We start from the raw sequence: 21318 nt of genomic DNA on the forward strand, positions 1-21318 counted from the left end.
TCCTCACCAAAAGACACATTAATTCGTCATAACACGTCTTATTCACGCTACAGAATTTATATTCACAATCTCTTGTACTACCCCGAGGATTTTCACACCAACATGATAACTTAATCATATTAATGACTACGTTATGGCTAGTGAACAAAAAGATTCACGGGAAATTGATCTATGCCAATATTCCGTTTTAGACATTCCACTAGATTCATAGCATAAGCGCTGAAACAGCCAGAATATACCTTACAACATCAACATAGCGACGGTTATCGGTGACGTGTTGAATGTTCATCTTACCCATGGAAGGCTTCACGTTGCAGTGAGTACGCTGTACGTAAGAAGTTGCAATAAGGAATGTTAAATGGAACACCTTTCGCAGTCACTCACGCAGACCATGACGTATATCAAACAGTGCACGTCGCAACTGATGGCCACTCACGGCGTGGCGCCGAATCAAGTATCAATGCAGCGCGTGACAAAAATCGCCTCAATTGAAGCCATTGAACTCGAACATGCCACGAAGCAAATCAACGGTATCCAACGAGAACTGCTCCGTGCCATGCAAGCATTAGAAACGAATCAAGTGGATGTGGCACATGCCGCGTTACGTAATGCCATGGTGCAACTCAATCATGAAAACCAACAGCACATTACACACCCCTATTCACCGCTGGATGCACAACATGCACTAGCCCGTGATCCGGCATTAGCCGGTTAAGTGATACCGTAAAACGCGCCACCTAAACGATCTACCCGTTCGAACTGATACCCTTATAAATCTGAATTCTTATAACAAGATCTAACCCACATGGAATCTGCCGGATCGCGTACATTTTACTATGTCCTGTCGCAATCCGGCCTTTTTTTGCCGCTTTCAGTCACTAACGATTATGCTTAAAGATAAATACCGACTTATTTTTAATGCCTTATCGGTTATGCATGGACAGTGACTCAACAGATAAAAACGTAGCGTCTACACCCGATAATCCTTCAATAAAGCAACCCCGTCGTAAGCCAAAACGCCGGATGATGGCCTATGCGCTCATTTTGATGGTCGTGATCTGTCTGGTTCCCGTCATTGTTTTGCCGTTTTGGCTCGCCGCCATGGGGATACAACTTCATGCCCTGTCTGGCGTTTCACTGGGCAAACAGTCTCACATTCAGACGCTTTCTTTCTCCCTTCATGATTACACCGTTACCTTACATGAGCTGTCGCTAACGCGTGCCATCGACAAAAATTCCGCGATCTCCGGCGCGGCATGGCAATTACATGCACCAAGTGTTGAGATCCAGTTGCCGCCTTCGCTTAATCAGACGCTTGATCCCGTTAACGTGGCATCTATAACCCTCACGGACGCTTCGATAAGGCTAATTAACCTGAATGCGCCCTATGTCTTAAATGGGCATAGCCAACAGATAGCGCTGCGCCTATCAGGACAAAATGAAACTGAGCAAAATGAAACTAAGCAAAGCGAGCCGCACTATGACCAGATCCTGAATGATGTTGACCTGGTGCTGACAACCGATCCCTTCGTGACACTGACAGGGACGACCAAAGGGGGGCAACTTGATCTGTTCTTTCCGCAAGATACTGCACACAACCGGTATCCGATTGCCGTACAAACCGGACAATTTTCACTCAGTTGGCAGGCGCATGACACGCCACTTGTCGTTCACCTCACGCGCATTGAGCCGCAATGGCCGACCGTTATCCGTGGTTTTGCACAATATGGCGAAGATATAACGCTACGGATGAATATCAAGCAACCCATCGCAACCATGAAGATCACAGCTAAATCACTGGTGCTGGATCAACCTATGCACCTGCCGACCTTCATCGAAACACCGGATGCCCGCCATCAAGGGATGCATCTTGGCCAAACCATTGCGCACCTTGCACAACTTCCGCTGCGGAAAGTCAAAATCGCGCAATTCACTTATGGGCACTTATTGCTGCAATCCAAGGTGGTAATTGAAACGCCGCATTTTCGCATGAACAAGCCCGACCGTAAGGCGCGCTTACACATCAAAGGCAACGCGTTGTGGCCCAATCCCTATCGCATTAACGTACTAGTGAAACACCGTGATGCCGTACACGCGCATGTTGCGGGATCAGCAACCGGCCCGAAGGGTAATACGGTGCACTGTGAGGCGGAGGTCAGTTTTACCAGCCCGTTGCCGAAACAGCTGTCATGCAACGCGGACATTAAACAAACCAAAGACATTACCGATAAGTTTCAACTCGCAGCGATGCCGAATGTGATCCTCAATGCCCCCATCTCGCTGACAGCGACACAAACGGCTGTTCGCATCGATACCCCCGTCCGCCGTAATGGCAATGGCAATGGCAATGGCAATGGCAATGGCACAGCCCATACCAATAAGACAGAAAACACCACCATTAAAGAAGCCCGGTATACGCTTCAATTGACCCTGCCCGCCCATATGCAGCTACACCTTCCGTCACAATTGCTGCCTGAACGATTATTTAGCCGCTCCCTGTCAGACCGCACTCAAAACCAAGCCAACGCTCAAGGCCAATCTAACACACCGTCTCGGTTTGCTATCAAGACCGATCGCACTTTGGCCTTTACCGTACATTATCAACAAGATCACGTTCAAGCCCATCACGTTCAAGCCCAGCAAGGGCGACTCACGATTAACTTGAAACCAGCACCTGAAGCCTTCACCGTCTCCACGTTGCCCTCCCAGACCGGCACGCAAACCGCTGACCACGTCGATAACCAGCTAGGCATCAACATCACAGCATTGCACTGTAATATGCCGATACCCATGGCAATAGCAATGCCGATAAAAGCCGCCGACAACCACAAACCACCAGAGTGTCATTTAGAATCCGCAATTCACGGGCAAGTACGAGCCCTCTATCCAAGTCCTAGCGCGTCATTAGACAACATCACGCTTGATACCACCTTGAAAGGCCATTGGACGCCACAAGGGCTGTATACTGAATGGCACAATACCCGCTTACAGATTGAAAAGGCGCAAATCCAACAAGGGGGACGCTGGGTAGAAGCCAAAGCAGATAACATCCAGATTGATGCTAAACAGCTGCAATTGTCGGTGCTGACCGATGCAAAGCCTAAGCAAGCCAACGTCTCCGTCACATTGGCCCACCAGCCACTGGCCATTAAAGCAATGTTATCGGCTAAACAAGTGATCAGTGATGACGATGACTCAGACAAGCAGATTCAAGCCATTCGTCGCACGACCACAAACGCACAGCTTCCCGTGCAGCACTATACGGGGCAACTTGCTCTGACCTTGTCGGATATACTGTTCACTCTCCCCCGATCTCACACCGGCTCATTTACCCTGCACAGTGCGTACCACATCAAACTGACGCTCTCTCAAAACAAACAACGTTTACCCACCTTGCAGACTGAAGGGAATGCCACACTGAATCACCACCACGTGGTTCTGGATGGCACGCTGTTTAGTCACCGCTATAAGGGGCATCGTCATACTGATTCAGCGCGGACTAGGTCCGGTAATAGTACGAGTAGTAGCACACATAGACCGCGTACCGACTTACTGCACTTCAGCGCCCGCTACAATTGGCAGCGCAACAACGCCGACATAACGTTACACCGTAATGAGATTCACTTTTCGACCAAGCAATCGCTGAAGAAATTCTACTTACCGCATCTACCGGTAAATTATGACCTGCATGCTGGCAAGATCAGTTTTGATGCGCGCATTCAGTATCGCCCGTCTGCCAAGCCCAATTGGCAAGTGCGGTTCGGGGTGTTTACCCACAATTTGAGCGGCTATGTGGATAACGTGCACTTTGCGGATCTGAATCTGGCGATGACCAGTGAGGTGACGCCACAAGGCATGCGTTCCCTGCAACCCATCGGGCTAAAAGTGGGCTATCTGCATGCAGGGATCCTCTTGGAGAACCTGTATGCCAACCTCTCGTTCGATACGTCTCGTTCGGCGTATCGCTTATACCGTGCAAATGCCTACATGCTCGGAGGCAGCGTGAGTCTGCACGATGTTAGCAGTGACAGCATCATGAATATCCCTTCGGTGCCCGTGATCGTGCAAGGGATACACCTCGACCAATTGATCGCCTCACTTGAGGCGAACGATATTGTGATGACCGGGATTGTGGATGGGCAGCTCCCCTTGTCGTTTCAGGATGGAAAACCGGTGATCGAACGCGGTACGCTCCATGCCCGTTATCCGGGGGGCATAGTAAAATACAAAGAAGAGTCGGCTATCGCCAAAAACATTGAAGCTGCGGGTGAACAGAACTTACTGGTTGTGGGAAAGATTCTCAAAAATTATAACTACCGCACGCTGTCGGTTCATCTAGACTACTCTAAAGAAGGAGAAATGAGGACGAAGGCCGCATTTAAAGGGCACAATCCTGATGTACTCGCGGGTCGGCAAGTCAACGTCAACCTGAGTCTCCAAGAAAATATTCCAGCACTTATAAAAACCTTGAACATGATAGATTCATCAAAGCTGGAAGCGTTGTTTTTAAAGCAGATGGGTGTGGATGAGTAGCATTTTGCGCTTGTATTTGACAATGATAACGATATCGCTGGGTATGGACATGCTGATCACTGGGTGTAATGCACCTGTTGTCTGCGCATGGCGTGCTCATTGAAGGTTGTAGCTCATGGATATTCAACTTAAGCTGTCTTACATACCGACTTACCTCACGGCGTACCTGCCGGTGCTCTGGCTGTTACTGCTTCTGCTCTGTAGCAATTTATTGGGGTGTACACCAACGGTTCAGGTCACTGCCTCGGATAAACCGATTGAAGTAAACTTGAATATAAAAATAGAACATGAGATTCGAATCAAAGTTGATAAGGAAATTGACGAGTTATTCAGTGACGATGACGTCTTCTAACTGGGCAAGGAGTTTGCCATGAAACGATTACTGCTCTTTTTCATTGCCGTGTTCATGTCTTGCAGCGCGTTTGCGCTTGATCTCCAACAAGCTAAAAGCCAAGGCTTGGTGGGTGAAGCCAGCACCGGCTTGATTGCTCCGATTACCGCCACGCCCTCTCAAACCGTGCGGGCGTTAGTCGCTGACGTGAATCAACGTCGCAATGCCAAGTTCAAACAAATCGCGGTGTCTCATGGGCTGAGCGTGAGAGAAGTCGGCCATCTTGCCTATAAAAAAGCGGTAGAACGGACCGCCCGTGGCCATTACTATCAAGACCCTTCCGGAAAATGGGTGAGGAAATAACAAGGCGGGATTTCTAGCCTGCATGCCTCTTCGCCGACATTCAAATCCCCCGCTAGCCCCGTTCAGCGTTCATTCTGCTCTGCTTTGATTATGTTCAGATTTTTTTAACCCTAGCATCAATTTATTCAACTCTGACTTAACTATCATTGGCCTTATAATTGCGTTCCTTTTCTTTCCCTTTTGTCTACTGATGACACGATGACGACACGACATTCTCTTTTTAACCAACTTTTCCACCCTGCGCGGAAAACCGATTGGTTGTTTTACGGCGTTGCACTCCTTTGTTTATTACCCTTTATCAGCTCACCAATTGCTTTAGTGATGGGATTCAGCCTTGCCACGCTCGGGCTTGTTCCTACCCAGTTTAATCTGGCCGCCTTAACGAAAAAGCTGCTCTCCTATTCCATTATCGGGTTAGGGTTTGGGATCCATTTAGATCAAGCCATCAGCGCCAGCAAAGAAGGCTTTGGGTTGATCGTCGCGTCCATCTTCTGCACCTTAATACTGGGCTTTGTATTAACGCGACTATTGAAGATTGAGCAAAAAACCGGTCACCTGATCGCCTCTGGCACCGCGATTTGTGGCGGCAGCGCCATTGCGGCCGTTGCACCGGCAATCAATGCCCGTGATGATCAAACGTCTATTGCGCTGGGGACGGTATTTGTGCTGAATGCAATCGCGTTATTTGTGTTCCCGATCATCGGCCACTTTTTTGAAATGAGCCAACACGCTTTTGGCACGTGGGCGGCGATTGCCATTCATGATACCTCTTCCGTGGTGGGTGCCGCGGGTGCTTACGGTGACGAAGCGTTAAAAACAGCGACAACCCTGAAACTGGCACGTGCGCTGTGGATCATCCCCATTGCCTTTTTGAGTGCCGTCTTGTTTAAAGGCGATAACAAGAAAATCAGCGTTCCATTTTTTATTCTTTTTTACTGCGTGGCTATTTTGATTGCACACTTCTTGCCTGATCTACAGCTGTTCTATGACATGGTCTTTGCGGCATCTAAACGTCTGTTGGTGGTGTGCTTGTTCCTGATCGGTTCAGGGATCACCATCCAGAAAATGCGGGCAGCCGGTTTTCAACCATTACTCTTAGGTGTACTGCTGTGGTTCAGTATTGGTGGGGGGTCGCTCGCCTATATTTTGTGGCAGAGCTAACCAGACCATAGCGTAAATAAAGAAACCAGGCCAAGTGCCTGGTTTCTTTTATTTCTGGTTCTGCTATTTCGGGAAATGACAATGCACGAGGCAGGATTACAGTTTATATTTCGTAGAATCAGACGCATTGCATGACGGTGAAACCGGTTGTCCGGTCGCGCGGCGCACGCCAACGATCAAGAGAATCAAAAAGGCGGTAAAATCTAAAATTGCACTCGTGATCCCCGATGTCATCAATGATGCCACCAGCATACTGATCACAATCGCTATCCATAACAACATACGTATTCCTCCCCCCTGATTGAACGCTTTCTTCTCGTTTTTCTTTCTGCTTCTTATGATTATTAACGAAATGCACAGCGTCAGAAATTCGCTTTCTCTCTATGACAGAGAGTTTAGTTATAACGGAAGGAAGGCGGTTTATCGGTTTGATATAACCAAGGGGCTTTCAGGTAATAAAAAAGCGGACAAATTCCGCCTTTTTATTGAAGAGAGGTATAAAAATCAGCATTTACCGAGGGGGTTATTGCGACTTATTCTTCCCATCCATATTTGCGCACAAACATGGTGTAAGCCGCTAAAGAGTCATCATGCAATAAAAGATCATTTTCATCCGCATTTGGAACCACGGTCAGCGACTTTTTAATACCCGGCAACGCGTTATACAGATTCTGAGGTAACTCAACCGGCACCATGTCATCGTCTTCTGCGGCTAATAACAGCACTGGGCCATCAAAGGCTGTCAGCAATTCATAGTTATCAAGCTGCTCCAATGAATCTGACATCGACACGTTGTGCTTAAAGGCTTCGGGTAACCAACTTTTCGGTAACCACGGAAAGCGATTTTTAACCGCTGTCAGTTCCTCAACGGTCGTGACGGCCCCTTCAAGTACCACGGCATTCACATTCAATTGCTGCTCTTTCGCGATTTCTGCTACCAAGAAGCTGCTCATCGCCGTACCGTGTACAATCAGAAACTCATTCTTATAGTTTTTCTTGCTGTACTCAAACACGGATTTGGCATCTTGCTTCAATTGTGTCAGTGAAGGCCATGTACCGTGACTGTCGATGCCGCGATTTTTAAACATGATGACGTTCAAGCCTAAGAAGGCAAACTGCCCCATGATATCAACGTCATTTTCGCCATCACGAAATGGTGAGCCACCAAAATAGATCACGGTATTCTGGCTACCTTCTACGGTTAAACGCACACCCTTACTGATAAAGCCATCAGGGTGAATGATACTCAAAGCGTCCAGTTCATGCTTACTCGGTTTATACCAGTCTGCGGTTTGGTATTTTTCCACCTGTAATGGATGGCTAATTTTATGTGTTAATAAATCATCCGTTTGGACGGTTGAACTACAACCAGACAACACCAACATCAGCGCACCGGATATCGCCCCGCGACGTAAAGCAGAAAAATCCATGAGTGGAAAACCTAAGTGATTGAGTAATATCTATTAATATTACGGAGTTCATCGACTCAACTCACCTATGAATCTCTTTTTTCGCGACTGAAACCAACTAATTGTCAGCCTTGTTGCATACTTTATCATTAACACATCATTGCCGTATCAGGTAATAGCGAAAGGATGTTCTCTGCATTCAGGTTATAAAAACCACACATTTATTTAAATTGTGCCCGAAAGACAGAAGGTGTGATCCCTTTTACCGTTTTAAAATGGCGGTTAAAGTTAGAGAGATTATTAAAGCCGCTGCGCTCAGCAATGATAGAGACCGGTAATCGGCTATTCACCAGTAACTCACACGACTTCCCGACTCTAAATCGTTTAAGGTGATCGGAAAAACTTTCTTGGAAGTGCCGTTCAAACAAGCGATATGCCGAGCTTTCACTCATATGAAGGTATTCACATAAATCGCGGATTTTGACTGGCTTTGCGTAATGATCCTCAATGTACTTGCGGGCTTGATCGACCCGTTTGATCGATTCATCATCACTAATATTTTGAAACCCATTTTTTTGAAAACCATAAGGGTTCACCGACAAGGTCGCCGCTTGTTGATCGTCCGATAACAGCGTCAGCGCACGTAGCACCTGAAGCAATTGATGGTGAGGGTCTAAGCGACCGATATCGTTAAGGAGTAGGTAAACCTGTTCTGCCGTCTGCTCACTGAACTGTAATCCATACGCAGAACGTTGAAGCAGGCATTTCAGTACATTCAACTCAGGCATGGCATATTGCAGCGCTTCAATCCATTGATGACGAAACCATAAGATGATCGAATAATGGCCCTGCTCTACCTCGCCATTGATTGCGCCGGTGAGCATGTGCGGTAACCCCGGCCCGTACAGTAACAAACTGTTATGCTTTATCTGTCCGACGCTATCACCCGCAAAATAGCGCGCATTCAACACACTATTAGGATCGCGATACAGAACAAGTTCATATTCTGCATGGTAGTGCCATGAACAGGTGAACGCTTCCTTTTTCACTTTGCAATGGTACTGCTTAACCATCCAATTAAAATCCGCATTGCTAAGTACATTTTCTATCGATGGTTTCATTGATCTTACTCCCTGTTCATCCAGAGCAAGGTATCGATATAATCAACCTCTGTCAAAAGTGAACCTATGATTGATAGAAAAGTATCAGTAGTCGGTGGAATCGCATCAATCAACCCCATGAGAATTGGATAGACTAACGCTGTTTTCACGTGTCTGGCCAGACGTCGTTTCAGGTATCTAGGAAGGATCAAGGAAAGAGAATGTTTAAAAACAAAACAGCGTGGCTATTTATTTTCACGGCGTTCGTGTCCGGCTTATGCGGGTCTTTTTTCTACCCGTTATCAAGTTTGTTCATTATCGAGGGATTAGGCGCAAGCCCCGCGATGCTCAGTGGCTATATGGTGCTCTCCGTGTGTGCATCTGTGGTTGTTTCACAATATATTGCCATTCAGTCTGATAAAAACTGGCGCCGTAAACACATTTTATTAATCGCGCTCTCTTGTTATTTGGTCACCGTGGTCAGTTTCTCGGTGATCCGTGATTATTATTTGGCGGTGGCGGTGGCCATGGTGTTTGGCAGCCTCAGTGGGGCCATTTTTGGCCAACTGTTTGCACTTGGTCGTGAATTTGCCGATCGCCACTTAGAAGATAGCGCATCGTTTCTTGGCATCATGCGGGCAGGCATTGCGATTGCCTGGGTCTTTGGTCCACCGCTGGCCTTTATGCTCAAAAGCGCGTTTGGCTTTAGTGCCTCGTTTCTGGTCGCAGGGCTCGTCACTGCATTGACCATTGTGATCACGATCTTTTGCATTCCAGACACGACACAAAGTCCAGCCCAGACGAAGAGTGATGAAGCGGATGGCGTGGACGACCCGCAAACAGCGCCAACGAATACAGCACTCGACACATCAGAGTCCGTCCCGCAACGTGTATTGAATAAGCGTATTGTGATCTTTTCCGCCGCAGTGGTGTTAATGTTTGCGGCCAGCAATCTCTACATTACGGTGATGCCGTTGTACTTATCACAAGAGTTAATGATCGGCACACAATGGGTGGGTATTCTGTTTGGGCTGGCTGCCTTTTGTGAAATTCCTATTATGATGAATGCCGGTAAACTGGCGCACCGCTTTGGCACGTTACGGGTACTGAGTGTCGGATTAATCAGTGGCTGTCTGTTCTATATCGGGATGATTAACCTCTCCCACTTAGGCGGCTTCATGGCACTGCAAGTTTTCAATGGTATTTTCATTGGCCTGACCGCAACGCTCGGCATGGTCGCGATGCAAGACATGATGAAACACCGACTGGGTACCGCCTCAACGCTGTTTTCCAGCCTGTTGCAAATCAGTACCCTGATGGCCAGTTTATCGATTGGCGTGGTGGGCGAACTGTTCAGTTATTTTGGTGCCTTTTATGTGAGCTTGACCAGCGTCTCGTTATCCCTTGCGATTCTGACCTATTTGATTGTGTCAGAACGAAGAGCAGAACGCATCGCCGCCGTACCATCAACGCGTTAAGCCTGTTGTCTGGTCATCGTTGCCTGGTCCATCTTCAACGAAATAAATCAGTTTCCCGATAAATGTGCCAGCCCTGCACAATACAGAGTAAAAGGGCCATCCATCATATCGAGGCTCAATGCCCCGGCCTCTTGGTTGCAATAGTGCGCATGGGCAAAGCCGTGCAGGAAATCCACCAGCAAGTGTAACGCATCCTTGGCTTGAGCCTCACTCAACGCCAAGGGTGCGATGATGTATTCAAAACGCGTAATGAATACGTTCGCAGGCCCGCCATCCGGTAAACTTAAAAACGTGTTGAGCAAACCGGGATACGTCGTCAGTAACGTGAGATAGCTGCGGCATAATGCATGCAATGCGGTTTGCCAATGCTCACCTTTCACACGTGTCATGTCTTGCTGCGTATCGGGTTGGTATATCTCTTCAATCAACGACACACAAATCGCCACTTGTAAGGCCTGTTTGTTGTTGAAGTAGTGATAAATCGCCATCGCATCCACATTCAACGCACTGGCCAATTGGCGAATACTCGGCATTTTCCCTTCCGGCTGCATCAAACCTTTCGCCGTCGCCAAAATATGTTCCGCATTTAATGGTGCCTGCTTGCCACTCGGCCGCCCCCGCTTTTTATCCTTGACAGACATTTCTCACCCTCGCTACACTTCAATAAATTCTACAGTGTAGAATTTTGTATTAATCCCCCGACGAATGCAAGTCCGTCCAATCTTTGGAGTTAAGATGTCTAACATTGTTTTTATTGCAACGAGCTTAGATGGCTACATTGCCGATCAACACGGCAACATTGACTGGCTACACGCCATTCCCAATCCAGACAGAAACGACATGGGGTTTGGTGCGCTGATGGATCGCGTCGATGCGCTTGTGATGGGACGAAATACGTTTGATATCGTCATGAGCTTTGGTTGCGACTGGCCCTACAGCAAGCCGGTGTGTGTGTTGAGCAATACAATGACATCTGTACCCGCAGGGTATGAAGATAAAATCTTTCTGATGAAAGGCGATGTGTCTGAGATTTTACCGGCATTGCATGACAAGGGTTTTCATGATCTTTACATTGATGGTGGCGTGACGATTCAGCATTTCTTACAAGCCGACATGATTGACGAATTGATCATCACAACGATTCCCGTTCTGTTAGGTGGCGGTTCATCGCTCTTTGGTGAACTCGCTTCCCCTCTGCATTTTGGCTTAGAGAAAAGCGAAACCTTCTTGAACGCCATCGTGCAGAACCACTTTGTTCGTCAACGTTAATACCGTATTGATAAGATACCAGACACAAAAAGGGCTACCGAAGTAGCCCTTTTGTTTGTTGCCGTTAGCATCCTGATCGGTTGTTCAAGATAGCCGTCGGTTCACTTACACTTCTGGTGCAGGCTCAACAGGTGGTGTTGGCTCTACGGGAGGCGTAGGTTCTACTGGTGGCTCAGGAAGCACCGGATCAACCACTTCTTCATCTTCTGGGTCACGCAATTGCAGGAACCAGTAATCAGCATTGTAATGATCTTCAGGGCTCACGATGAACGTATCACCCAGGTGGTAGAACTTGGTACCGTTATCAACCTTCTTAGGCAGTTGATACATGTACTTATTACTTTCCCATACACCGTGCTCATTACGCACCGCGGTACCTTGGTTGAAAACGGCAAACACCTCATTAGGTACATTCGCATTTTCAATCAAGAACTGGTTTCCGTCCATCATGCGCGTTTTCGGACTGTGGTTACCAATCAGTGTTTCACCGTTTTGGTTGAAACGCTGATGGCGAACGTGCTGCTCAATGATGCCTTCAATTTCAACATCGACAATTTCTGCCACGTCAAATACGCTTTCACGAGCGCCATTCACGATACGGGCTGCACTGAATACCACATGGCCATCCGGTTTACGTGCGGCTACACCGTATACATCACTGGTAGAAGTCACGACACCATCCGTAAACAGGTGAACTTTTGGCAACTCAGCCACAGAATCCCATAACCAGTAGCCAATCCCGTCCCATGATCCTTTACGTGCAATCATACAACCGGCCGCTGAATCACGCAGGTTATCCGCCGCCGCAAGGCTGAATGTATCAACGCTACGACAGTAGAACTCTGCATCACCCGGGATAGTCAATTCTTGCGTCACAATAGCGTGCGTTTCTAAATCAAACTCACTGAGCATCGGTGCGACGTAACCGCTAGACGACGAGTCCATGTTTTTCGTGTTCAACACAGTAATTTTCTGTGTGTTAGACGGTGTTTGAATACGTGCGCCTTCCATTTCACCTTTTATTGTCCATGCTTCGGTAGCAAAGTCATACACGTAAGCCGTGGCGGTATTGGTATAGCTATAGCTACGAATAGACACAAAATCACCGTTTGGTGAGAACGCAAAGCTATCGGAAGAGAAGTTAAACTCATCGTCCGGATAACCCGTACCTGTCATATTCACAGCCGTTAACGTCCCATCGGCAAGGTTGTAACGGTAGCTAACAGTGTCACCACTGTGTGGATTATCGCTGTCCGTTGACGTTACCAACAACACATAGCCGTTGCTTTCATGGATAATTTGGTTGTTCGCCAACTCTTTATCTGACGCAGCCATAACAAACACAGGCGTAGACTCACCCGCCGCTGTCACTTGCGTCACATACAAACCGTCTTGCTCGGCACCTTCAACTGTCCAGAAACGGTAAAGAACATTGCCGCTCTGAATGGCTTGTACCATGGTCGCAGAATCACCCGCTGGTGCTTGCGCAGTGACACGGTGCCACTGGTACACATCGTCGTTATCAATAACGTTGACGTTAATTTGTACTTTGCGCTTGCTATCGTAAGCGGTATCAATTGCACCAATTTCTACAAGGATATTTTGCAGTGCTGGCGGTACATCATCAATCGACAAGACATCTTGACCAGCACGTACACCATGGATCAAGTCCGCGTCTTTATCCATTTCAGCAATCTGGATACCAGAAGCATCTTGAAGCTTGCGTAAGCCATACGCTTCGAAATCGGTTTCATCCGCTGATGCTTCAAAGACGTGCTGAACCCCATTTGAACGGGTGAAGGTAAAGCCATAACCAATTGACTCACCTTCTTTTACGATCAACATACCATCTTCAAAGCGAGGCGTTGATGACACAATGCGCGGTGCAATGACGTGAACCGTATCTTCTAGCGTCACACCATTGTACGTCGCAGTAACTTGCGCGGTACCTTCCAAGACGCCCACGGCAACGCCGTTTTCATCAATGGTCAGGTATTCTGGGTTCAAACTTGCCCAGACAATATCGTCAGTGATGGCAGTCACGCTGCCGTCATTGAATTCAGCATTTAGGCTTAGTTGTACGGTTTCTTCGCGTGAAATCGTACCATTTGGCAGGTTAATGCTGACATTGACCAGCTTCGCGACAACGGTGAACGCTTGCTCAGCCGCAATCTCACCCAGCGAGGCAGACAGTGTTGCCACACCCACGCCTTTCGCCAAGAACTGACCGTTCTCTAGCGATTCCAATACCGCTGCATTGCTTGATACCCACTCAACTTGATCGCTCACGTCCAATGCAAAGCCGTTCTCGTTCACACCTTCGGCAATCACAGAGACGTAATCATTAAGGTATTGCTCAGTGCTGTCTGACGCTAAACGCAGTGAGGTTAACACCGCTTCCGCTGCATTGAAGGTCACCGACGAGGTGGCACCTTGGTAATGGGCGGTCAGTTCAACCTCACCCGCTTTAACAATTTGTGGTAGACCGTCGGTAACAACAATGGCATCGGCAGGCGACGCCGTCCATGACACAGACGGTGTCACGTTGGTGTTGCTTTCGTCAGACCATAGAGCGTTAACCACCGGTGAAAGCTTATCGCCCACCATCACGGTGTCACCAATGTCTGACAACGTAATGGATTCAAGCAACGCTTCTGCGCTCGAGATAAACGTGACTTTCGCGATCTTACCGTTAAAGTCAGCCGTTAGCGTGATGGTACCCAATGCGGCAACGCGCAACTGACCATCCACAACCTCTACGGCATCTGACGGACTGACACTAAAGGTTGAAAGCGCACTGATATCCGTGCTGGTTTCATTTGACCAAACGGCCTGTACTGTTGGTGTGATAACATCGCCCAAACGTACGCGGCTTGGTACACCCGTGATCACCATGTTTTCAATCACTGGCAATACTGTTCCAGGCATCACCACGTAATCGTATTGTGATTGCCACGCAGGAAGATCACGGAAGCGGTAAGATTCTTGGTCAATAAACCACGTGTCCGCAAATAAAGCATCCCACGCCGTTTGATAAGGCGTGATATTTTGCGTATACCACTCTTCCCAATTCGCATCAGCTAATAATGCACGTAGCCAAACCGTACTATTATCAAACCCAGCCATAGAGGCAGAGTGATCAATCACGGATTTCAAGCCAACACCATGACGTACAACCAATAGCTCAGCCACATCACGGTCGACAGCCTGATAATTATTCCACTCTTTCTTAGTGACATAATTATCATGGTTAGCATCCGCTAAAACATATTCAACCGTAGAGAAATTTGAAATAAGCGTTTTGTTATTTTCGCTGGCAAAGGCTTCGGCTAGGCTAATACCGGCATATTGATACAAAATAATATCATTACGCGTAGCATGATAAGTGACCGGCTGATCTTTAATTTGAGCAAAGTCTGTTTCAGAGATAGAAGCGTTAACGGAATATTGGCCGTTGTCGTCCGTATCTACCGTGGCCAACAGGCTGGTGCCGGCGTAAATTGCCACTGTCGTGTTTGCCATGGCGCCATTATAGACAACACCGCTAAAGGTAATGTCATTGAATGTTTCCGTTGTTTTATCAATAACATCATCATTATCTGAACCACATGCCGTCAACATGACAATAAGCGGAACACTCATCAGAGTATGCTTATACATTTATTCTCCTTGATATATATGCATAACGAAATTACAACACGCCATTTCATCCTATTGTTCTCATTCAAACGTTATTTTTTAAACGCTTGTTATTGTCAAACAGGGTATAGCGCAAATTAGCCAACTTAAAATAAGTAAATAAAACAGAAGTCAATCAATATTACTCAGCCACAAATTAAGCTTTAGCATTAAGCTATAAGGTCAATCTACATAGCGAGGAAGCAGATTTATTATCCTTTTCTATTTACGGCGCAGAATAACGACCACACATAACGAACTCAAGGTGTAAAATAACACACGAAAAATAAGACATTTTTGTCCGACAATAAATTCTGACAACATAAACAGCAAGTAATTACCACTTAAATTACAAATAAATCAAACAGATTATAATTATCAGTAAATCATCAACTTATAAAAACAACACCATCAACAATGACTCTCGTCGTCTCGCGACTCTGCAACTGCCAATGCCGTCACTTACCTGTGTATTTTGATATCACTCGCAGTGGATTTTATAAATATGCCCTCAACCATGATGATGTTGATAGAAGTATTTGGTTGAACTTTTAGGCTCAGATCACCTCAACTAAGAAATATGCTGTTTATCAGATACATAAATTCTCTCGTATTGTAGGAAAAGCGCACTTCTTGTTGAGTTAAAATTTGCTCAAAATTGACGACACAGCTATCGGCAACAACGGCTAACTTGCTATCCGCCGAGCCATGCTTAATGAGCACTGTATGTATATACAGATGTCGGTTTCGACGCTAAAATAGTGCCTGTTGACCATACACCATCGCGTAAGAACACTGAAATACATGGGCAGCGCGAATATATGGCGTTTTTTTAAGCGTGATATGCTGTCAATTTCGTCGAATACGCACCGATATACTATTTAAGAGCATCAATCTTACCGCTTAATTGATAGACTTAATAACTATTGGCAACACATAAACCGGCATGGGTGAACGGTATCCATCCCTTTGCTCATGCGGTTTGTAGATACATGCGGTTTTAGATAACAGTTAGCATATATCCGTTTTCACATAACAAACGCACCGTTTCACGTTTTCATTTAGGAGTTTTCATGCAAAAGATTTTTGCATTGGTTGGCCTGCTACTGTTAGCTGGTTGTTCAACAACAGAAACCATTCACACTGACAGCCAGTGCATTGGCGCCATGACAACACAAGAAGCATATGGCCACCTTAACCCCAACCATTTCACCGTGCAGGTACTCGCGCTTAAAGAAGAGCGTCAAGCTGATGTGAAGCAATACATTCACGGTATTCAGGGGCAAGATCCAATCTGGGTAAACTGGAAACGTAGCCAAGGTTACAACTGGTACGCCGTGATTTATGGTGACTTCGAAACAAAAGATCAAGCCAAAATGATGATTGAGCAATTGCCTGCTGACGTTCGCCAGCAAGGACCGTTCATCCGTAGCTTTGCCGATGTGCAGGCCGATAAACAAACGGATGTCTTCCGCTTGCGCTAAGACTCACACACTGTGCCTGCCACACTTGCATGCCATGCGTAATACCCAAGTCACACACAAGTCATGCGTCAGTCATGTATAGCGGCTGGAAACAGAAATAAAAAACGGTGCCCTTGGGCACCGTTTTTGTTGGAGCATATACGATAGCATCACGCCGTGATAACAATCGTCTCGTCTTTCGGATCATTGTGCGGATTGTTTGCATCCGGAGGCGTTGCCCCTGTTGGCATTTCCAACTGACGTAATGCGCGGATCAAAATAACCAACAGCATTAAGCCTGTCGCGCCAAGACCGATGCCTAAGCCCGCCCAAATACCGCGTAATCCCATGCTGTGCATAAGGAACCACGCTGACGGCAAACCAATCATCCAGTAACCAATCGCCGTGGTGATTGTCGGCGCTTTTACCACCTTCATTCCACGCAAAATACTGATAGCAGCCAACTGCCAAGCATCGACCACAAAGCACATGGCAACCATCACCATCACGCCTGGTAATGCGCTGACCAAATCAGACGCTAACGCATCCCCTTCCACACTGAATACCGTGGTTAAAAACTCGGGATCCACACTCACCGCCAAACCAATCAGTGCACTGGTGGCCGTGACCAGGATCAAACCCAGTTTGGCATAATGCTTCACTAATGCTGGCTCTTTACGCCCCACATGTTGACTGACCAAAATAGACGCCGCTTGCGAGAAGCCAAACGCGATATTCCACGATAAGTTCAAACACTGTAATGCAATTTGGTGAATCGCCAATGACACAGCACCCAAGGTACCCGCCAACAACGCTGCACTGGAAAATAAGGCATGCTCTAGCATGGTCGCGATCATGATCGGCACCCCTATCGCTAATAGCGGTGTTAAGATCCCAAGCTTGTATTCATGCCAATGCGAAAAAGGCTGATAGGGGCGGTATTTGGGGCGACTGAATACCCAAAAACCGTAACCGATCATCACTGTTGCACTGGCCAGTGCCGTGCCGTAGCCCAATCCGGCCAACCCCATGTCCAACTGGAATGCAAAGAAATAACTCAGCGGCACATTAAGGACAACCGTGATCAGGGACATCACCATCACTGAACGGGTATCACCAAACGCACTGACGAGGCTACGCAGTACCAGTAGCATCAATGTCGGCAACATGGTCCATTTTAAGGCATCCACATATTCCATCGCCATGGTCACAGCGTGAGGGTCTTGATCGGCAGCGTGCAATAAATGCGGCATTAAATAAAATAAAGGTTGCAACGCTAATGTGAGAACCACAGCCAACAATACACCGCTTTTCAGCGAGGTACTGATTTCCGCCTGCCCACCTTGTGGATCAGTTTCGGCTTTGCCGTAAGCAATGGCAATCAAGTTGGCGACACAGCCTACGGTACTCCCCGCCACCATGAAGATGATGGAATACACCGCGGCCCCTAATCCGCCACCGGCAATCGACAGAATGCTCAACTTGGCCATCATCCAGACATCAGTAAACACTAATAATTGGCCGACCAGCTGAGAAACAATGAGTGGTACAGCTAAGCTGATCAACTTTTTCATTTTTCACCTTGCGAAAACAGGGCATTATCACCCCAAATTTTATTCCGCTAATGTAGGCGCATTCAGCATGTCTTTCAAACAACATTTATAGTATCTTTGCATTCCTAAAACTCATGCAAAGAACGATTTAACAGGAATTGAACGGGCCAGTCATGAAAAGAAGACACAGTTTATTACCCCCTTCACTCAATGGCTTGAAGGTGTTTGAATCGGCCGCACGACATTTGAGCTTCACCTTGGCTGCCAATGAACTAAATGTCACCCAAAGCGCCGTCAGCAGACAGATCCGCCAATTGGAAGATCATCTCGGTTTTGCCTTATTTATTCGTCATCACCGCGCGTTAGAACTGTCCAATGAAGGGAAGGAAATTGCGCTGATCTTGACCCGTCAATATTCCGAGTTAAACCACCAAATTCAGCAATTGAAGGCACAACAAACCCAAACGCTGCGCGTCAAAATGGCGATGAGCTTTGCGGTACGCTGGTTGATCCCCCGACTGCATTCATTTAAAGAACGCTATCCCGAGTTAGACATTGTAGTGTCATCCAGCATGGGGCATAACAGTGAAGAATTGCGGTTGGAAGATGATGATTATGATGTCGCTATCTACAACATGAAGACGGATCAAAAGAGCCGCTATCAGCAGCATTTCATTCGTAAAGAGTACCTCGCACCGGTGTATTCGCAGTTGCTGACCCACAGCCACAAAACACTGTCCGTCGATGAACTACTGACTTATCCGCGCTTGCACCCAACGCCAGATCAAAGCGACTGGAAAACCTGGTTGTCGTGTAATCAACGAAAAGAAGCAGTCAACCACCGTGGGATCACGTTCAACACGCTCGATATGGCGCTGACCTCCTGTTTTGCCGGTCAAGGCGTCACCATGACGGATTTAATGCTGGTGGTGCATGAGCTGAATGAAGCGTATTTACATTTGCCGCAGCACGGGACCATTATCGCGAATACGTGCTGGCAATATTACTATCACTCCACCATTCAAAGTGACGCCGTCACACAGTTTGTCGATTGGATGATGGCAGAGCAAGAACGGGATAAAACCGCGCTGTTTGCCCTTGCAGATCAACGCGGCTGGCACATTATCGAGTAACGCTGTGCTTGAGAAGAGCGTGACGTCGTAATGTAACGTCACGCCTTGAGTGCAGAGATCAGCGCGGGGAGCACCTCAAACAAGTCGCCCACCAGCCCGTAATCAGCAATCTCAAAAATCGGTGCCTCGGGATCACTGTTAATAGCGACAATGACCTTGGCGTCTTTCATGCCGGCCACATGCTGAATTGCCCCGGAGATCCCCACCGCGATATACAGATCGGGCGCAACGATTTTACCGGTCTGCCCAACTTGTTTATCGTTCGCCACAAAACCCGCATCCACCGCCGCACGTGAAGCCCCCACGGCACCACCGAGTTGATCGGCCAATTGCTCAATAAGGGCAAATTGCTCTTTGCTGCCGACACCCCGCCCGCCTGACACCACTACCCGTGCCGCAGACAATTCAGGCCGTTCGCTGACGGCAGAAACCTTGTCGATAAACGTGGCTGTGGTCTTAGTATCAGTATTCGCAACCGTCGCATCCACCGTCACTAGCTCGATGCCCTCGACCGGTGCATCCGCCAAGCTCACCGCATCAAACGCAGCACTACGCACTGTGATCACCTTGATCGGATCCGACGATTGAACACGCGCCAGCGCATTACCCGCATAAATGGGTCGCACCACCGTATCGTCACTTTCAATCGCGATTACATCAGACAGCATGCCGACATCCAATAAAGCCGCCACACGGGGCAACACATTTTTCCCCAACGTGGTCGCCGCCATCAAAACATGAGAATAATGGTGTGACAGCGTCACGATCAATGCAGACACGTTTTCCGCCAGTTGATGGGCATACTCAGCGTCATCTGCCACCAACACCCGCCTTATCACAGGCATATGCCGCGCTTGTTCAGCAACCGCTTGGCATTGTTCGCCGATAATCAGCAGGTCGATATCACGCTCTTCACCGTATGTTGCCAGCACTTTGGCCGCTGACAAAGCTTTCAAGGTATCCACCGACATGTGTGTATTGTCATGTTCTGCAATCAACAATATCGCCATTAGATCACCTTTTCCTTGTTCTTCAACTTATCGACCAACGCATCGACAGAAGCGACCTTTTCACCCGCCTCTCGCACCGGTGGCGTCATGATCTCAAGCACGGTTTGTGACGTGGTCACAGAAACACCCAACGCTTCAGGTGTGATCACCGCAAGCGGTTTGGCTTTGGCTTTCATAATATTGGGTAAGGTGGCATAGCGCGGGACATTCAAACGCAGATCGGTACTCAAAATAGCCGGTAGCGACAGTGATAAGGTTTCCAAGCCACCATCCACTTCTCTCACTATTTCAACCTCTCTCCCTCTTTCAACCTGATCAGCTGAAGATTGCTTAACCTTCAATTGAGAGATAAACGTCCCTTGCGCGTACTGAGTCAGTGCCGATAACATTTGTGCGACTTGGTTATTATCACTATCAATCGCTTGCTTACCCAGCAGGACCAATTGTGGAGATTCTTGTGCAATCACCGCCTGCAGTAACTTCGCAACGGTCAAGGGTTCCAGTTCAGGTAGGGTGTCAATATGAATGGCTCGGTCTGCCCCCAGGGCAAGTGCCCCGCGCAACTGTTCTTGGCAAGTTTGTTCACCGGCACTCACGACAATGACCTCACTGGCATGACCGGCTTCTTTTAAACGTATGGCCTCTTCCACTGCTATTTCACAAAAGGGATTGATGGCCATTTTGACATTAGCGGTTTCAACCCCAGAGCCATCTTTTTTTACCCTGACTTTCACGTAAGGGTCGATGACGCGTTTTATCGCAACAAGTACTTTCACACGCTTCTCCTTGTGAATCTTCGCACATCACTTTGAGCCTAGTTGAGTTTACGTTTACGTC

Annotated in this window: 17 protein-coding genes; 9 read left to right on the forward strand and 8 right to left on the reverse strand. The window is 47.6% G+C overall.

The window, feature by feature from the left end:
- The first annotated feature begins 358 nt into the window (after window positions 1–358).
- The 5 genes from ACSF8W_RS22960 to ACSF8W_RS22980 all read left to right on the forward strand — a co-directional run bounded on the left by ACSF8W_RS22960 (window position 359) and on the right by ACSF8W_RS22980 (window position 6388).
- On the forward strand, window positions 359–715 hold the full coding sequence (locus ACSF8W_RS22960; RefSeq protein WP_500849413.1) for a hypothetical protein: 357 nt from the start codon (window positions 359–361) through the stop codon (window positions 713–715).
- Between the two features lie 221 nt (window positions 716–936).
- Complete coding sequence (locus tag ACSF8W_RS22965; protein ID WP_500849414.1) at window positions 937–4533, forward strand: intermembrane phospholipid transport protein YdbH family protein; 3597 nt, start codon at window positions 937–939, stop codon at window positions 4531–4533.
- Window positions 4534–4648: 115 nt separating this feature from the next.
- Complete coding sequence (locus tag ACSF8W_RS22970; protein ID WP_500849415.1) at window positions 4649–4885, forward strand: YnbE family lipoprotein; 237 nt, start codon at window positions 4649–4651, stop codon at window positions 4883–4885.
- 18 nt (window positions 4886–4903) lie between these two features.
- The gene (locus ACSF8W_RS22975) at window positions 4904–5227 is read left to right on the forward strand and encodes a YdbL family probable chaperone protein (RefSeq protein WP_500849416.1); all 324 of its coding nucleotides are present in this window, start codon (window positions 4904–4906) and stop codon (window positions 5225–5227) included.
- A 198-nt stretch (window positions 5228–5425) separates the two neighbouring features.
- Complete coding sequence (locus tag ACSF8W_RS22980; protein WP_500849417.1) at window positions 5426–6388, forward strand: YeiH family protein; 963 nt, start codon at window positions 5426–5428, stop codon at window positions 6386–6388.
- 96 nt (window positions 6389–6484) lie between these two features.
- Here the strand turns inward: ACSF8W_RS22980 and ACSF8W_RS22985 are convergent, their stop codons facing one another.
- The 3 genes from ACSF8W_RS22985 to ACSF8W_RS22995 form a co-directional block, all read right to left on the reverse strand.
- Window positions 6485–6670, reverse strand: coding sequence for a hypothetical protein (locus ACSF8W_RS22985; protein ID WP_500849418.1), 186 nt, complete (start codon window positions 6668–6670; stop codon window positions 6485–6487).
- Window positions 6671–6921: 251 nt separating this feature from the next.
- On the reverse strand, window positions 6922–7818 hold the full coding sequence (locus ACSF8W_RS22990) for an alpha/beta hydrolase (protein ID WP_500849419.1): 897 nt from the start codon (window positions 7816–7818) through the stop codon (window positions 6922–6924).
- A 200-nt stretch (window positions 7819–8018) separates the two neighbouring features.
- Window positions 8019–8918: a helix-turn-helix domain-containing protein gene (locus ACSF8W_RS22995; RefSeq protein ID WP_500849420.1), complete on the reverse strand. Its 900-nt coding sequence runs from the start codon at window positions 8916–8918 to the stop codon at window positions 8019–8021.
- Between the two features lie 200 nt (window positions 8919–9118).
- Here ACSF8W_RS22995 and ACSF8W_RS23000 point away from each other — a divergent pair, with 200 nt between their 5' ends.
- The gene (locus tag ACSF8W_RS23000; RefSeq protein WP_500849421.1) at window positions 9119–10375 is read left to right on the forward strand and encodes a sugar efflux transporter; all 1257 of its coding nucleotides are present in this window, start codon (window positions 9119–9121) and stop codon (window positions 10373–10375) included.
- A 47-nt stretch (window positions 10376–10422) separates the two neighbouring features.
- Here ACSF8W_RS23000 and ACSF8W_RS23005 read toward each other — a convergent pair whose 3' ends face one another.
- Window positions 10423–11016 carry a TetR/AcrR family transcriptional regulator gene (locus ACSF8W_RS23005; protein WP_500849422.1) on the reverse strand — a complete coding sequence of 198 codons (594 nt, stop codon included), beginning with the start codon at window positions 11014–11016 and terminating at the stop codon, window positions 10423–10425.
- A 94-nt stretch (window positions 11017–11110) separates the two neighbouring features.
- Between ACSF8W_RS23005 and ACSF8W_RS23010 the strand changes: the two genes are divergently transcribed.
- On the forward strand, window positions 11111–11644 hold the full coding sequence (locus ACSF8W_RS23010) for a dihydrofolate reductase family protein (protein WP_500849423.1): 534 nt from the start codon (window positions 11111–11113) through the stop codon (window positions 11642–11644).
- Between the two features lie 105 nt (window positions 11645–11749).
- Here ACSF8W_RS23010 and ACSF8W_RS23015 read toward each other — a convergent pair whose 3' ends face one another.
- Window positions 11750–15304 carry an Ig-like domain-containing protein gene (locus ACSF8W_RS23015; protein ID WP_500849424.1) on the reverse strand — a complete coding sequence of 1185 codons (3555 nt, stop codon included), beginning with the start codon at window positions 15302–15304 and terminating at the stop codon, window positions 11750–11752.
- Between the two features lie 1091 nt (window positions 15305–16395).
- Between ACSF8W_RS23015 and ACSF8W_RS23020 the strand changes: the two genes are divergently transcribed.
- On the forward strand, window positions 16396–16806 hold the full coding sequence (locus tag ACSF8W_RS23020) for an SPOR domain-containing protein (RefSeq protein WP_428477386.1): 411 nt from the start codon (window positions 16396–16398) through the stop codon (window positions 16804–16806).
- A 149-nt stretch (window positions 16807–16955) separates the two neighbouring features.
- Here ACSF8W_RS23020 and ACSF8W_RS23025 read toward each other — a convergent pair whose 3' ends face one another.
- Complete coding sequence (locus tag ACSF8W_RS23025; protein ID WP_500849425.1) at window positions 16956–18359, reverse strand: MATE family efflux transporter; 1404 nt, start codon at window positions 18357–18359, stop codon at window positions 16956–16958.
- Between the two features lie 152 nt (window positions 18360–18511).
- Here ACSF8W_RS23025 and ACSF8W_RS23030 point away from each other — a divergent pair, with 152 nt between their 5' ends.
- Window positions 18512–19471: a LysR substrate-binding domain-containing protein gene (locus tag ACSF8W_RS23030; RefSeq protein WP_500849426.1), complete on the forward strand. Its 960-nt coding sequence runs from the start codon at window positions 18512–18514 to the stop codon at window positions 19469–19471.
- 38 nt (window positions 19472–19509) lie between these two features.
- Here the strand turns inward: ACSF8W_RS23030 and ACSF8W_RS23035 are convergent, their stop codons facing one another.
- Both ACSF8W_RS23035 and ACSF8W_RS23040 read right to left on the reverse strand, forming a co-directional pair.
- A complete protein-coding gene (locus ACSF8W_RS23035; protein ID WP_500849427.1) occupies window positions 19510–20481 on the reverse strand; it encodes an electron transfer flavoprotein subunit alpha/FixB family protein in 972 nt (323 codons plus the stop codon).
- Window positions 20481–21257, reverse strand: a complete 777-nt coding sequence (locus tag ACSF8W_RS23040) for an electron transfer flavoprotein subunit beta/FixA family protein (RefSeq protein ID WP_500849428.1) — start codon at window positions 21255–21257, stop codon at window positions 20481–20483. The genes ACSF8W_RS23035 and ACSF8W_RS23040 overlap by 1 nt, the downstream gene beginning before the upstream one ends.
- Window positions 21258–21318: the final 61 nt, after the last annotated feature.

The organism is Photobacterium sp. 270122K (assembly GCF_059941365.1).

Coding starts and splice junctions, on each gene's coding strand:
- ACSF8W_RS22960 (WP_500849413.1), top strand. CDS start 359: ATGGAACACCTTTCGCAGTCACTCACGCAGACCATGACGTATATCAAA.
- ACSF8W_RS22965 (WP_500849414.1), top strand. CDS start 937: ATGGACAGTGACTCAACAGATAAAAACGTAGCGTCTACACCCGATAAT.
- ACSF8W_RS22970 (WP_500849415.1), top strand. CDS start 4,649: ATGGATATTCAACTTAAGCTGTCTTACATACCGACTTACCTCACGGCG.
- ACSF8W_RS22975 (WP_500849416.1), top strand. CDS start 4,904: ATGAAACGATTACTGCTCTTTTTCATTGCCGTGTTCATGTCTTGCAGC.
- ACSF8W_RS22980 (WP_500849417.1), top strand. CDS start 5,426: ATGACGACACGACATTCTCTTTTTAACCAACTTTTCCACCCTGCGCGG.
- ACSF8W_RS22985 (WP_500849418.1), bottom strand. CDS start 6,670: ATGTTGTTATGGATAGCGATTGTGATCAGTATGCTGGTGGCATCATTG.
- ACSF8W_RS22990 (WP_500849419.1), bottom strand. CDS start 7,818: ATGGATTTTTCTGCTTTACGTCGCGGGGCGATATCCGGTGCGCTGATG.
- ACSF8W_RS22995 (WP_500849420.1), bottom strand. CDS start 8,918: ATGAAACCATCGATAGAAAATGTACTTAGCAATGCGGATTTTAATTGG.
- ACSF8W_RS23000 (WP_500849421.1), top strand. CDS start 9,119: ATGTTTAAAAACAAAACAGCGTGGCTATTTATTTTCACGGCGTTCGTG.
- ACSF8W_RS23005 (WP_500849422.1), bottom strand. CDS start 11,016: ATGTCTGTCAAGGATAAAAAGCGGGGGCGGCCGAGTGGCAAGCAGGCA.
- ACSF8W_RS23010 (WP_500849423.1), top strand. CDS start 11,111: ATGTCTAACATTGTTTTTATTGCAACGAGCTTAGATGGCTACATTGCC.
- ACSF8W_RS23015 (WP_500849424.1), bottom strand. CDS start 15,304: ATGTATAAGCATACTCTGATGAGTGTTCCGCTTATTGTCATGTTGACG.
- ACSF8W_RS23020 (WP_428477386.1), top strand. CDS start 16,396: ATGCAAAAGATTTTTGCATTGGTTGGCCTGCTACTGTTAGCTGGTTGT.
- ACSF8W_RS23025 (WP_500849425.1), bottom strand. CDS start 18,359: ATGAAAAAGTTGATCAGCTTAGCTGTACCACTCATTGTTTCTCAGCTG.
- ACSF8W_RS23030 (WP_500849426.1), top strand. CDS start 18,512: ATGAAAAGAAGACACAGTTTATTACCCCCTTCACTCAATGGCTTGAAG.
- ACSF8W_RS23035 (WP_500849427.1), bottom strand. CDS start 20,481: ATGGCGATATTGTTGATTGCAGAACATGACAATACACACATGTCGGTG.